The organism is Gemmobacter aquaticus (assembly GCF_007859075.1).
GTDB lineage: Bacteria > Pseudomonadota > Alphaproteobacteria > Rhodobacterales > Rhodobacteraceae > Gemmobacter > Gemmobacter aquaticus.
The window spans coordinates 15690-29127 of the sequence record NZ_VOAK01000027.1; the positions used below are offsets into that span (position 1 = coordinate 15690).

Below are 13438 nucleotides of genomic sequence, written 5' to 3' on the forward strand. Positions count from 1 at the left end.
AGGGGGGTGATGCGAAAGGTCTAGGATAAAATGTTCACTTGTGTCAAGTTAAAGGTCTGGGCGGAACATTTTGGGAGCGGCGGTACATGAGGATCGGAATCATCGGGGCCATGGGCTGGATCGGGTCCGCGCTTGGCGCAGCGCTGATCGAAAGCGGCACGGTTGCCCCGCAGAACCTGACGGTGCTCGTGCGGCAGGGGCGGCTGGCCGACTATCTGGGCCATGCGGGGGTGCATTGGGCGGGAACGGTTGCCGAACTGGTCGAGCGGTCGGATATCGTCATCGTCTCGGTCCGGCCGCAGGACTGGCCCGCACTTGAGTTGCGCGCGCCGGGGCGACTGGTCATCTCGGTCATGGCGATGGTGCCGCTGGCGGCGCTGGCCGCGACCGGGGCGCGGATCGTGCGGGTGATGCCCAACGCGCTGGCCGAACAGCGCAGATCTTATTCGCCATGGATGGCCGGTCCGGGTGTCACGCCCGAAGACAAGGCAGCGGTCGCGCGGATACTGCAAAGCATCGGCACGACGGATGAGTTGACCGAGGAGCGCCACCTTGACGTAATGACCGTGCTGCCCGGATCAGGCCCTGCCTATCCTGCACTGATGGCCATGGCGATGTTGGGTTTTGCACGTGCGCAAGGTCTGCCCGAACCCATCGCGCGCCGCGCGGTTGAGGCCGTGATCGTGGATGGTGCAGGCCAGTTGCAGGGCCGGATCGACACGGCGGCCGAGACGGTTGCAGCCTTTCGCGACTACAGGGGTGTCACGGCTGCCGGATTGAACGGCGCGGATGCGGCGGGTTTTTCCCATGCGGTCCAAGCCGGACTTGCTGCGGCATTGCGGGCCTGCGATCCGTCGGGCAAGGAAAGCTGAGGGCGGTTGCGGCGCGGGGAATCTGGGCTATGACGGGTGCGATGAAAAGCGATGAACCGCAAGAAACCGGCTGGCGCGGCTCGCGCGAGGTCTGGCTCGATGGCGCCCTTGCCTTGCTGGTCGAAGGCGGGATCGATGCTGTGCGCATTCAGCCTCTGTCAAAACGGCTCAGGATCGCGCGAACCAGCTTTTACTGGCACTTCAGCGACCGCGAGACGCTTTTGGCCGCGCTGTCCGACCGCTGGGTTGCGCGCACCTCCGATCCGATGATCACGGCCTGCGCCGCCTTTGCCGAGACCGAAACCGAAGCGATGCTGAATCTTATCAGCTGCTTTCTTTCGGATGCCAGCTTTGACAGCCGACTGGAATTCGCGATCCGGTCCTGGGCGCTGCAGGATCCGGCGATGATGGCGCGGCTGAATGACGAAGATGAACGTCGCCTTGCCGCGCTGATTGCGATGTTCCACCGCTGGGGTCATGCCGCGCTCGATGCCGAGACCCGCGCCCGCGCCGTCTATCTGACGCAGATCGGCTATATCGCGATGCAACAGCGCGAGGATCTGGCGATCCGGATGGCGCGCATTCCGGCCTATGTGCAGATCTTTACCGGCACCGCCCCCGAGGCGAGGGAGCTTGCGCGCTTTCACGCCCGCCATGACTTTGTGCCGGGCTGACCGCCATGGAGCCGCTGCGCCGCCTGCTGCCCTCGATCAACAGCCTTGTCGTCTTTGAGGTGGCAGGCCGGCTTTCCAGCTTCAGCGGCGCCGCGCGCGAATTGGGGATGACGCAGGCGGCGGTCTCCTATGCGATCCACAGGCTGGAAAACCAGCTCGGCACCGCGCTCTTTCTGCGCGAACACCGCCGCGTGAGGCTGAGCGAGGCAGGACAGAAGTTCCACGCCGATGTGGCCATCGGGCTTTCGCATATCCAGCGCTCGGCACAGGGGTTGCGGGCGGTGGCGACGGGCGGGCATGTGACGCTGTCCTGTTCAACCGCCTTCGCGGCATTCTGGATGGTGCCCCGCATGGCGCGGTTCCGCGAGGATCTGCCGCAGGTCGATCTGCGGATCCAGACCGCCGACCGTGACCTTGATCTGGTGGGCGAGGGTATTCCCCTTGGCATACGCGGCGGCAATCCGCAGGACTGGCCGCAGTATCATGCCGAAGCGCTGGCGCCGGAAGAGATCTATCCGGTCTGCGCCGCAGCCTGGCAGCCCCCCGCCGGTCGCCCCGGAACAGTGCGCGCGTTGCTGGCCCATCCGCTGATCCATCTGGAAGAGCCGTTCCGGCAGGCCACGACCTGGGCCGAATGGTTCGCCCCCGCCGGGGTCAGCGCCCGCGAGGTCCCCAAGGGGTTGCAGATCAACGACTATGTGCTGGTCGTGCAGTCGGTGCTGGAAAGGCAGGGCATCGCCCTCGGCTGGCGCCACCTGATCGAGGGGCTGGTCCAGAAGGGCGTCCTTGTCCGGCTGACCGATCATGTGCTGACGACAGGCAAGAGCTTTCATGTTGTCTGGCCGAAGGATGCAACATTGTCGCGCGCGGCACAGGACGTGCGCAACTGGCTGCTCGATCAACGGGCGGCGGGCGGCTGACATCCCCGTACTGCCGCGAGGTGGAATTGATTTTGAGGGAATCGCCCAAGAGAGTAGCCTTGGCCAAGGTCATTTATTGGATCGATGGCCATGCACATTTTAGTCTTATTGGTTTTCGCACTCATTCTGGCACCTTCGATCGCCCTTGCGCAGCGTTTTGCGCTGGTCATCGGCATAGACGCCTACACCGCACTTCCCGATCTGCGGAAGGCCACGAACGACGCAAGGTCGGTCGCCGCCTCGCTTGAGGGTCTGGGGCTGGAGGTTTCGCTTCTGGTCGATGCCGACAGGCGACAGATCTCGCGCGCGATGTCGGACATGGTGTCACGCACCGGGCCGGGGGACGAGGTTCTGTTCTACTTCGCCGGCCATGGTATCCAGATCGACGGGCGCAACTTCCTGATCCCGGCCGATGCGCCTGCCGCGGGGCCAGGAGACGAGGCCTTTCTCATGGCCGAAAGCATCGCCGTGGATCAGGTGATGGAGACGCTGAAGTCGCGCGGCGCCGAAACGGCGGTGCTGATCCTTGATGCCTGCCGCGACAACCCGTTTCCGCGCAATGGCACCCGGTCGGTCGGCAGTGGCCGGGGTCTTGCGCCGGTGGCCGCCGTGCAGGGCAGCTTCATCTTATATTCCGCAGGCACCGGGCAAACCGCGCTGGACCGGCTGAGCGATGCGGACGCCGACCCCAACTCGGTCTTTACCCGCAACCTGCTGCCCTACCTGCGCGACCCCGACCGCCCGCTGCAAGAGATTGCGCGTGACCTGCGCGCGCGGGTGGAGGCGCAGGCCGCCTCGATCGGGCACAGCCAGCGACCGGCCTATTACGACGAGCTGACCGGCGACTATCTGCTTGCAGCCGCCAAGCCGCCCGGGGCCGAGGCCGCGCCCGCCGCAGCCGACCCCTGCGCCGCCGCCGCGCGGGATTGGGAGGGGGTTGCCTCGCTGAATGATGCGGGCCTGCTCCGCGCCTTTGCGGTCGCGCATTTCCCCTGTGCCGAGCTGCGCAATGCGGCGCTGGAGCAGGTGGCGCTGCTTGAGAAGGGCACGGTCCAACCCCCGCCTGCCACCCGAGATCCGCCCGCGCCACTGGCGAGCGAAACCGCCACGACTGCGCCGGTGTCGCCTGCGACGACACCGGAACCCGCGCCGCCGCTGGTAACGCCGCCCGCCCTGCTGCCCCCGGTTCCAGAAGGGCCCGACCCCGAAGTTATTCTGGCGGCACAGACCGAGCTGAAGCGGCTTGGCTGCTATCGCGGGGTGATCGATGGGGATTGGGGCAAGGGCTCACGCGCGGCCCTCGCGCGGTTCCGCGAGATTGCCCGCCTGCCAGCGCCCCCTGAGGTCGAGGAGCCCACGCCAGAGACCGTGGCCCTGCTGAGGCGACCGGAGAACGCGAAATGCCCAGCCCCGCCCGCCCCGGTGGCCAAGGCCCGGCCCGCCGCCCGCACGACAACCGGGGCCGCAGCCAAACCTGCAGCCACTGCACCGGGCGAGGCCCCGGCTCCCAAGAAGAAATGCGGCAAGCTGATCCTCTTGCCGTTCCCCGCGCCGATCGACATGTGCTGACCCCCTGAAAGGAACGCGGCATGCGAGCCCTTATCTGCCTGATCTGGACCGGGGTGTTTCTGGCCCACGCGGCCCTTGCGCAAGAACCGTCCGAGCCGCGACACGCGCTGGTCGTTGGCAACGCCGATTACGCCATCGGCAACCTGCGCAACCCGTTGAACGATGCGCGGTCAATGGCGGCGGTTCTGCTGGAGACGGGCTTCAAGGTCACGGTAGTAGAAAATGCCGGGAATGAAGTCTTCGAACAGGCCGTCGAGCAGTTTGCCGCCGGCCTGACCGAAGGATCGGTCGCACTTTTCTACTACGCGGGCCATGCGGTGCAGCGTGACGGGCGCAACTATCTGCTGCCGGTCGATACCAAAGCGGGCAAGGCCGATGCGGTCATCGCGCAGGGCATCAACACGTCCGACATCATTGACCGCATTCACGCACGCGGGGTGGATTTCGGCATCTTCATTCTGGATGCCTGCCGCGACAATCCCTTTGTCACCGATGACAGCGAGCGGGGCAGGGGCCTTGCCTCGATGGAAAGCGAGGGTGGCGAGACGCTGATCGGTTTCGCCACGCAGGCAGGCGAAGTGGCCTTTGACGGCACCGGCGCCAACAGCCCCTACACCGGCGCGCTGGTGACCGAGATGGACAAGCCCGGCCGCGACATCCTCGATGTGTTCCGCGCGGTGCGCCGGTCGGTCCGCATCTGGACCAATGGCCAGCAACGCCCCTTCATCTCGGCCTCGATCGAGCGGAGCTTTGTCTTTCGCCCGGCGAGTTCCGGCGCGGCGCCGGTTCAGGTTGACGCGGGCGAGCTGACGGTTGACCGCGTCCGCCCCGTGGTCGAGCAGATCTGGTGGGCCGCCATCGAAGGCAGTCGCCTGCCCGAAGACTTCCGTGCCTTCGTCAACCGCTTTCCCGAAAGTGCGCGCGTCGCCGATGCGCGCGGCCTTGCCCTGACGCTTGAGCAGGAAGGGGCGCAGGTGCGGGGGCTTGACCTTGTGCAATTCTCGGTGCCCGAGGATCAACGTGATCCGAACGGCCTTTCGGTGGTGATCACCGATTGCGACATCCTGGGCGGTGACCCGGATGACCCCCGGCGGATCACCGATGGCGTGCCATGGGGGTTGGTCAACGTGAAGCGCGCGCTGATTGCCTGTGCGGCGGCGCTTGCCGATGATCCGGCCAACCCGCGCCTTCAGCATCAGATGGGCCGGCTTCTGGATATCCAAGGCCGCTATGACGAGGCGGAATCGTTCTACAAGCTGGCAGGCGGCGCCGATTACAGCGCGGCGCTGGTGAACCTCGGCTTTCTCAGCGTGACGGCGCGCGGGCGCGAGCGCGACTATGCCACGGCGATGAAATTCTATCGCCGCGCCGCCGATCTGGGCAATCTGCGCGCCCGCACCAATATCGGCGAGATGTTCGAGCGGGGTTGGTCGGTCACGCCGAACCTCGACGAGGCGGTGCTCTGGTATCGGCTGGCTGCCCGCAACGGCTGGCCCAATGCGCTGGATACGCTGGGCAACCTTTATCGCAAGGGTCGCGACGACCAGGGGCGGGGACTTGACCGCAACCCGGCCGAGGCGATCCGGCTGTACCGTATCGCCGCCGAGCTCGACAGCACCAATGCGATGAACAACCTGGGCCAGATTTACCTCTCGGACGAGGCCGGACCGCCGCAGGTAGAAGAGGGTCTGCGCTGGCTGACGCTGGCGTCCGAGCGTGGCAACCGTTTTGCCGCCTACAACCTTGGCCGCCATTACCGCGATGGCAAGATCATCAAGGCCGACCCCGCCCTTGCGCTTTTGCTGTTTGAGCGCGCCGCCGATCTGGGCTTTGCGCCCGCGCGCATCGCGATGGGCGATCTTTACCGCACGGGGCAGGGGGTCAAGCGGGATGCGGGCGAGGCTGCGTTCCAATATCTGCTGGCCGAGGCGACCGCCGATGACAAGCGCCCTGAGCAAAAGGAAGAAGCCACCGAAAAGCTGGCCGCGCTAAAGCTGCCCGATGCCGATCTTGCCGCCGCCCGCGCCCGCGCCGAGGAGTGGCTGCGCCTGAACGGCGGCTAGCTTGTCGCCTGAAACTCTACCCGCCGGTTGGCGGCAGATTTCGGGTCTGCCGCATCGGCGGGGAAGCTCTCGCCCAGGCCGATCGCCTCGAGCCGAGTCGGGGCGATGCCGCAATCGGTGGTGAAAAAGCGCACCACCTCATCCGCCCGCAATTGCGACAGCTTCTGGTTATAGGCCGAACTGCCCGAGGTGTCGGTATGGCCGACAATGCGGAACATCTGGATGTCGCTTGCCTTCATCACCTTGCAAAGCTGTTGCAGGCGGGGCTTCTGATCCTCGCGCAGCGCGGCCGAGTCGAAATCAAAGGCGATGCGCATATTGACCTGCATTTCCGGGTCAAGCTTGCCAAAGGATACCGGCTGCGGGGCGGTGTCCGCCGCTGTGCTGGCGGCGATGGCGGTGCCGGGTGCGTCGGCGGGGGTGCTTCCCTCGGGCGTTGCGGTGACCTGCGTGCCTGCGCCCAACGGATCAGGTGTGCCAAGACCGGGGGACGCGCTGTCAACCGCCGGGGGCTGGCCCACCTCATCCACGGTGACCAGTGTCAGGCCGCGGGTCTGGCCGTTCTCAGACATGCGGGCCGCGCGAAAGGCGTCGCGCTGTGCCTGAAAGCGTTGCAGCAACTCGTCATCCGTCAGGTCCTGCGCATGGGCAGGCGATGTAAAGGCAAGACCGGACAGCAAAAGAATGGTGAATGGGCGAAGCATGGGGCGCCCTCCAAAAAGGTCATTAAACGTAGGGTCAGTTTAGGCTATGCTACCCTTGTTTTCAATTCACGCTGTTGGATGGATGCCATTATGCGCGGCCCTTGCGACTTGGGGGGCAGGTCTGGCCGGGGCGCTTTGCGCCCGGTTTCGGCAGGCCCGCGATGACGGCCCCGATTACCGTCGTGCCGATGCCGCGCCCGGCCGCCCCGGTGCCGCAGGGCGCAGGTCTGACCCATCGTGGCCGGGTACGTGATAGAAACGAGGATTCCATCCTGACCGATCCATCGGGCGTGCTTTGGGCGGTGGCCGACGGCATGGGCGGCTATGGCCATGGCGATGTCGCCTCCGATCTGGTGATCGACAGCCTTGCCGCGCTGACCGATGACACCGACCCCGCCGCCGCCCTGATCCGACATCTGGCTCTGGCCAACGATCTGGTGCGCGCCCGCGCGGCCGAGGTTGGCCAGATGGGCGCCACGGTGGTTGCGGCCATCGTGCAGCGCGCCATGGCGCATGTCGTCTGGGCCGGGGATTGCCGGGCCTATCTGATGCGGGGCGGGCGGCTGCGGTTGCTGACCCGCGACCATAGCCTTGTGCAGGACCTGATCGAGCGCGGCGAGATCACCGAGGCCGAGGCCGCCACCCACCCGGAATCGCATGTAGTGACCCGCGCCATCGGCGGCACCCCAAGCCTTGAGGCGGAAAGTGTCAGCGTGCCGCTGCTGGTCGGAGACCGGGTCCTGATGTGTTCCGACGGTCTGCCGCGCTGTGTCTATGATGGCACGATTGCCGCCATTCTGGCGCAGGCCGCCACCCCGTCCGAGACCTGCGAGGCGCTAGTGCGCGAGGCGCTGGAGGCCGGGGCGCCCGACAATGTCTCGGTCATCGTGATCGACATGGGGCAGGGCTAGGCCATGCAGCAGGGCAACCTTGCCGGGCCGATCATCGTTGCCATCGGGGTCGTCGTGGGCGCTATGGCATTCGCGGTGGTGACAACGCTTCTGAATAGCGCCGACAGCGGCACCGAGCTGCGCCTGTCGCGGCTGGAGACCACGCTCAGGGCGGAAAGCGAGGCCCGGATACGCCTGCAGGCCGAGGTGGCGCAGGCCAAGGCCGATCTCGCCCGCCTGCGCGAGGATCTGAGCCTGCTTGCCAACCGCGCCCCTGTGGTAGCAGCGCCCGATCTTGATGCGCCTCCGGTGGACATGCCCACCGCAATGCCCGACGAGGATTTCGAGAACCCCCCGACCGAGGGGCTGACCGAAGAAATGCTGCTGGCCAAGACGCGCTTCAACAAGAACATCACCCAACCCCGCAACCGCGTGATGATGGAGCTTCTCGGTCCGCCGCGTGACAGCTATTCGACCGATTGTCAGCCCGTCACCAACCCGCGCCTCAAGTCGCTGATGGAGACGCGGCAGATCGGCCCGATCAAGGTCACCATGCTGAAGCCCGCGCTCGACAGTCTGGAACGGATTCTGGCGCGGCTGAAGGAAACCGATCCTGATATCCACGCCAAGGTCGGCACCGCCGGGGCGATCTGCGCGCGCTTCATCCGGGGCTCCAACACCTCGGTCTCGAACCATTCCTGGGGTACGGCGATCGACCTGACGCTGGAAGGCCAGCTTGATCCCTTTGCCGATGGTGGAACGCAGTTCGGCCTGTTGATCCTCGCCGAGTACTTCAACGATGAGGGCTGGTATTGGGGCGCGGCCTATAACCGGGAAGACTCGATGCATTTCGAGGTGGGGGAAGAGACGCTGCGTGCCTGGCTGGCCGAAGGGCGGCTTTAGTCATGGCCGCCGCGGGACAGGCGACCTATGCCCGCGCTGCGGAACCCGCCCTTGCCTATGCCGCGCGCCTTGCCGGGGTGCGGGACGAGGATCAGGCGGCGCTCATCCGGCAGGCGGGGGTGCTTCTCGACCGATTTGCCGCCGATCTGGGTCGCGCCGGGGTGCCTGCTGCAGCCATCCCGCCCGCGCGGCTGGCGCTCGGGCTGGTCATCGATCACCGCGCGCGGCAGAACCGGGGACTCGATCCCGGTCTCTGGGCGGCGGGGGCGAACCGGCATCTGTTTGACGGGCGCGAGATGTCACCGGCACAACTGGACGACTTCATCCGCCGCGCCGAAACGGCAGGCACGGACTTTGCGGGGCTTGCGGGTTTTCTGACCACTTGCCGGGCGCAGCTTGAAGGCGGACGCCAGCGGTTCGACCGGCAAACCGAAGGCGGATGGCTGGGCATCGTCGCGGTGCTGGTCGCAGGCTTTGGCCTCGCGGCGCTGGCATGGGCGGGTTGGGTCGAATGGCGCTTTCACCGCGATCTGTCGCGCGTCTTTGCCGCCGAGGCGCTGGAGATCGGCCTTGATCGCCCGACCCCGCCCCCCGATCTTGCCGCCCGGCTGGACCGGTTGCAGGCCGCAGCCGCGCGGGTTGAATCCGAGGGCGCGCGCGTGCCCCTGCGGATGGCTGCGGGGCCGCTTGGCTATGACGCGGCAGAGCTTGCCCGCACAACCTATGCCAGCGCCGTGAACGCCCATTTGCCAGTCGTCCTTGCGGCGGCTCTGGACGAGGCGCTGGCGACCGAGGGCGATCCGGTCGCGGCATGGGATTCGCTGCGCGCGGTCGATGTGCTGAATGGGGGCGGGGGGTGGTCGCGGGCCTGGCTGACGGGGTGGGTCGCCGACCGGCCCGCGCTTCTGCCGAGCCTCGCCCCGCATGTCGCCGTGTTGGACCCGCCGCTGCAGCCCTTGCCAGCCGACCCCGAATTGATCGCGCAGGCGCGCGACATCGCCGCCGAGGCATCCGAGGCTGATCTGGCGTTTCTCGAACTTCGCCGCTCTGATCTGGCAGCCGGGCTTGTCCCCTGGCAGGCCGAGACGCAGGTGCCGGGCCTCTCGGATATCCTGCGCCGCAAGTCGGGTCGGGATATGGCCGATCCTCTGCCGGGCCTCTTCACCCAGGCGGGCTGGACCATGGCCCGCGATACCGGCGCAGGTCTTGCCGTGCAGTCGGCGCGGGAACAGGCTGCGCGGCTGCTGAAAACCCCTCCTAAGAGGCAGAATGATGCGCCCGACCGGGTGATGGTGCAGTTGCAGGCTGAGACGCTGGCCACATGGCGCGACTATCTGGCTGATCTGCGCGTGCGTCCCTTTGCCGACCCCGAAGAGGCGGTGCGAATATCGGGCGCCCTGGCGCGGCGGGATTCAGCCCTGGTCGCGCTGCTGACCGAGGTTTGGCATCAGGCGGGCGGCACCGACCGGCGCCGCAGCCATGCCCAGCAGATTGCGGTCGCGGCCGAATTCGCGCCGATGATCCAGTATGTCGAACAGGGGCGCATGTCCGAGATTGCCGCGCTCTTTGCCGGGCTGAACGTGGCGCTTGGTGCGATGGATCGCGATGCGCCCACGGGGATGCAGCGCCTGATGGGGGTGCAGGGGCGGGCGGCCAGTGTCGCGGCGCTGCGGCAGGCGCCGCTTGTCGTGGTGCAGATCGTCGAGGATGTGCTGGCCCAGACCGGCGCGGCGCAGGCCGATCTCATGTCCAACCCCCTGACCCGCGCCTGGCAGGCCGAGGTTCTGGGCGCCTGTCGCGGCGCGATCGAGGGGCGCTTTCCCTTTGCCGCCGGGCCGGACGCCGATCCCGCGGTCGTCCTGCGCCTGCTTGGCCCCGGCGGGGTGGCGGACCGTTTCATCATGGGGCGGGCGGCGGCCTATCTCGACATGACGACGCAGCCCTGGCGCTGGAAGCCCGAGGCGCGTTTTGCCGGCCTCTCGCCCGACAGCGCCGAGTTCCTGCAGCGTCTGGCGGGGCTGTCGGATCTCTTTGCCAGCGGGCCGGAAACGCGGCTGACCTTCTCGGCGCTGGCTGAACGTGGTGCCGCGACCATCGCCATTGGCGGCGCGGGCGGCCCGGTCGAAACCCGCAGCGCGCCGCTGTCGCTGGCATGGCCCGGCCCCGATCCCGCGCGCGGTGTCGAGGTCAGCTTTCGCACCCCTACGGGCGAGGCCCGCCTGTCCGAGGCCGGTCCCTGGGGCCTTTTGCGCCTGCTTGGCCCGCTGCGCCTGCGCGAGCGCGACGGGGGCAGGCGTTTCCTCGTCGACCTCAGGACCGAGGGCGCACGCCTCTTTGTCGAGATCGAGGTGGACCGGCCCGCGAACCTTCTGTCCCGGCGGATGCTTCTGCGCGATCTGACGTGTGCGCAGGTGCTGTAACCCCCGCCTTGGGCGCGACCAGGCGGGCAAAACCTGCTATGCTGATCCTGTTGTTGAAGGTCATTTCCACACCATTGCCTTGGTTCGCCCCCGAAGGATGCACCCATGCCCCAGGATCGCGAGATTTCCGTTTCCGTGCCCGCGTTTGGCGACGATGTCCGCTTTGCCCAGCTTGAGGGCGAAGACGAGATCAGCCAGCCCTTTCGCTTTGATCTGCTGCTCAGCAGCGACAAGACCGACCTTGCCGCCGATCGGGTGCTTGGCACCGCGCTGACTGTGACAGTCTCGGGCACAGTCTCGGGCGAGCCGAAGCGCCACTTTCATGGCATCGTCGCGGCCTTTGGTCTGGCTGAACTTCGCGACGATCAAGCGATCTACCGGGTGACCGTGGTGCCCTGGCTGTGGCTTTTATCGCTGCACACCGACAACCGCATCTTCCAGAATCTCAGCGTGGTCGAGATCGTGAAGAAGGTGTTTTCGGCCTATCCTGACGCCGCCTTCGAGATGCGCCTGCGCAAGTCCTATCCGCCGCGCGAATACTGCGTGCAGTATGGCGAGAGCGATCTGAACTTTGTGCAGCGCTTGCTGGAGCATGAGGGCATCTTCTATTTGTTCGAACATGAGGACGGCGCCCATCGCATGATCCTTGTCGATGGCAATGCCGCGCTGAAACCAGTGCCGGGGGACGGAAAGCTGCCCTATGAGGGCGACAACCGCATCAGTTTTCGCGAGGGCGATTTCATCACCGGCTGGCGCCCCCTTGCGCATGTGCGACCGGGCGCCTTTACCCAGACCGACTATGATTTCGAGAAACCCTCGGCCGACCTTATGACCAAGGCGGTCGCGCCGATCGGGCACAAGGCCGACCGGGCCGAGCAATATCACTACCCCGGAACCTATGTTGACCTTGGCCGGGGTGACCGCCTGACCGCGATCCGGCTGGAGGAACAGCAGGCCCCCCATATCCGCATCGAGGCGACCGGCACGGCCCGCACGCTCTGGTCCGGGCGCACCTTCGGGCTGGAGCTGTTCCCGCGCGAGGCCGAGAATGACGACTATCTGGTGCTGCGCACGGCCTATCGGCTGTGGGATGACCAGTATCGCAGCGGGCAGGAACGCGCCGATCTGGGCTATGAGGTGTCGGTGACACTCGCCCCCGCCCGCATCGCCTATCGCCCGGAACGGCGCACGCCGCGCCCGGTGATGCGCGGGCCGCAGACAGCGCAGGTGGTGGGGCCAGCCGGAGAAGAGATCTTCACCGACAAATATGCCCGCGTGAAGGTGCAGTTCCACTGGGACCGCGAAGGCAGGCGGGACGAAAACACCACCTGTTTCATCCGCGTCAGCCAGACCTGGGCCGGCGCCGGATGGGGCTTCATCCAGATCCCCCGCATCGGGCAAGAGGTGATCGTCGATTTCCTCGAAGGCGATCCCGATCAGCCGATCATCACCGGCCGTGTCTATAACGCCGCGCAGATGCCGCCCTATGGCCTGCCGGGCAATGCGACGCAATCGGGGTGGAAGTCGAATTCCTCGCCCGGTGGCGGCGGCTGGAACGAGTTGCGCTTCGAGGACAAGGCCGGCTCGGAAGAGGTCTATTTCCAGGCCGAGAAGGACCACAACGAGCTGGTCAAGAACAACGAAAGCCGCACCATCGGCAATGATTTCGCCGAGGATGTCGGCCATGATGCGCAACAATCCGTGGGCAATGACCGCACCGAAAGTGTCGGGCGTGACAAGTCCACGAGTGTCGGCCAGCACCGCACCGTCCAGATCGGGGTCAATGATACCGAAACCGTGGGCGCTGACCGGTCGCTGACGGTGGGTGCCAACGAGACGATCTCCATCGGGTCAAACTCGACCGAGACCATAGGGGCGAACCACACCCAGACCGTCGCCATTGCGCAGGCGGTGACGGTGGGGGCGGCGCGGGTCGATACGGTGGGGGCGTCTGAGACGCGCAGCGTGGGGGCAGTGCAGACGAACACGATCGGCGCCAGTCGCAGCGTGACCGTGGGCGCGGGCCAGACCCATTCCATTGGCGCCGATGATGGCTGGACAGTCGGGGGCGGGCAAACCGTCTCGGTGGGGTCGGATCAGTCGGTCACCATCGGCGCGAAGCAGACGCTGAACGTAGGCGCCGATCAGGCCAATACCATCGGCGGTGCGCAGGCCACCACGGTTGCCAAGGATGCGATGATGCAGGTCGATGGCAATATGGGCGTGAAGGTCGGCAAAAGCCTCGCCTTCGACGTGACTGACGAGATTACCCTGAAATGCGGCTCAGCCCAGATCACCATGAAGAAGGATGGCACGATCATCCTGAAGGGCAAGGACATCACCATTGACGGGTCGGGCAAGATCAACCTCAAGGCCGGGGGGGATATCACGGCCAAGGGGTCGAAGATCAATATGAACTGACG

The 13438-nt window shown here is 66.4% G+C and carries 10 protein-coding genes; 9 read left to right on the forward strand and 1 reads right to left on the reverse strand.

What is annotated here, in order from left to right; all coding sequences use genetic code 11:
* Positions 1-86 precede the first annotated feature (86 nt).
* The 5 genes from FQU74_RS18625 (at position 87) to FQU74_RS18645 (ending at position 6098) form a co-directional block, all read left to right on the forward strand.
* Positions 87-872 carry a pyrroline-5-carboxylate reductase family protein gene (locus tag FQU74_RS18625; protein WP_146287988.1) on the forward strand — a complete coding sequence of 262 codons (786 nt, stop codon included), beginning with the start codon at positions 87-89 and terminating at the stop codon, positions 870-872.
* A 41-nt stretch (positions 873-913) separates the two neighbouring features.
* The gene (locus FQU74_RS18630) at positions 914-1546 is read left to right on the forward strand and encodes a TetR/AcrR family transcriptional regulator (protein WP_146287989.1); all 633 of its coding nucleotides are present in this window, start codon (positions 914-916) and stop codon (positions 1544-1546) included.
* A 5-nt stretch (positions 1547-1551) separates the two neighbouring features.
* A complete protein-coding gene (locus tag FQU74_RS18635) occupies positions 1552-2466 on the forward strand; it encodes a LysR substrate-binding domain-containing protein (protein ID WP_146287990.1) in 915 nt (304 codons plus the stop codon).
* Between the two features lie 108 nt (positions 2467-2574).
* The gene (locus FQU74_RS18640; RefSeq protein ID WP_158635640.1) at positions 2575-4035 is read left to right on the forward strand and encodes a caspase family protein; all 1461 of its coding nucleotides are present in this window, start codon (positions 2575-2577) and stop codon (positions 4033-4035) included.
* 20 nt (positions 4036-4055) lie between these two features.
* Positions 4056-6098, forward strand: coding sequence for a caspase family protein (locus FQU74_RS18645; protein WP_146287992.1), 2043 nt, complete (start codon positions 4056-4058; stop codon positions 6096-6098).
* On the opposite strand, the gene FQU74_RS18650 is transcribed toward FQU74_RS18645, so the two are convergent.
* Entirely contained in the window at positions 6095-6802 is a 708-nt protein-coding gene (locus FQU74_RS18650; RefSeq protein WP_146287993.1) for an OmpA family protein, read from the reverse strand. The two genes, FQU74_RS18645 and FQU74_RS18650, sit on opposite strands and share 4 nt — an antisense overlap.
* A 161-nt stretch (positions 6803-6963) precedes the next feature.
* Between FQU74_RS18650 and FQU74_RS18655 the strand changes: the two genes are divergently transcribed.
* The 4 genes from FQU74_RS18655 (at position 6964) to FQU74_RS18670 (ending at position 13436) form a co-directional block, all read left to right on the forward strand.
* Positions 6964-7713, forward strand: coding sequence for a PP2C family protein-serine/threonine phosphatase (locus tag FQU74_RS18655; protein WP_146287994.1), 750 nt, complete (start codon positions 6964-6966; stop codon positions 7711-7713).
* Positions 7714-7716: 3 nt separating this feature from the next.
* Positions 7717-8595, forward strand: coding sequence for a M15 family metallopeptidase (locus FQU74_RS18660; RefSeq protein ID WP_146287995.1), 879 nt, complete (start codon positions 7717-7719; stop codon positions 8593-8595).
* A gap of 2 nt (positions 8596-8597) precedes the next feature.
* A complete protein-coding gene (locus FQU74_RS18665; RefSeq protein ID WP_146287996.1) occupies positions 8598-11015 on the forward strand; it encodes an ImcF-related family protein in 2418 nt (805 codons plus the stop codon).
* Between the two features lie 105 nt (positions 11016-11120).
* On the forward strand, positions 11121-13436 hold the full coding sequence (locus FQU74_RS18670; RefSeq protein WP_146287997.1) for a type VI secretion system Vgr family protein: 2316 nt from the start codon (positions 11121-11123) through the stop codon (positions 13434-13436).
* Positions 13437-13438 lie beyond the last annotated feature (2 nt).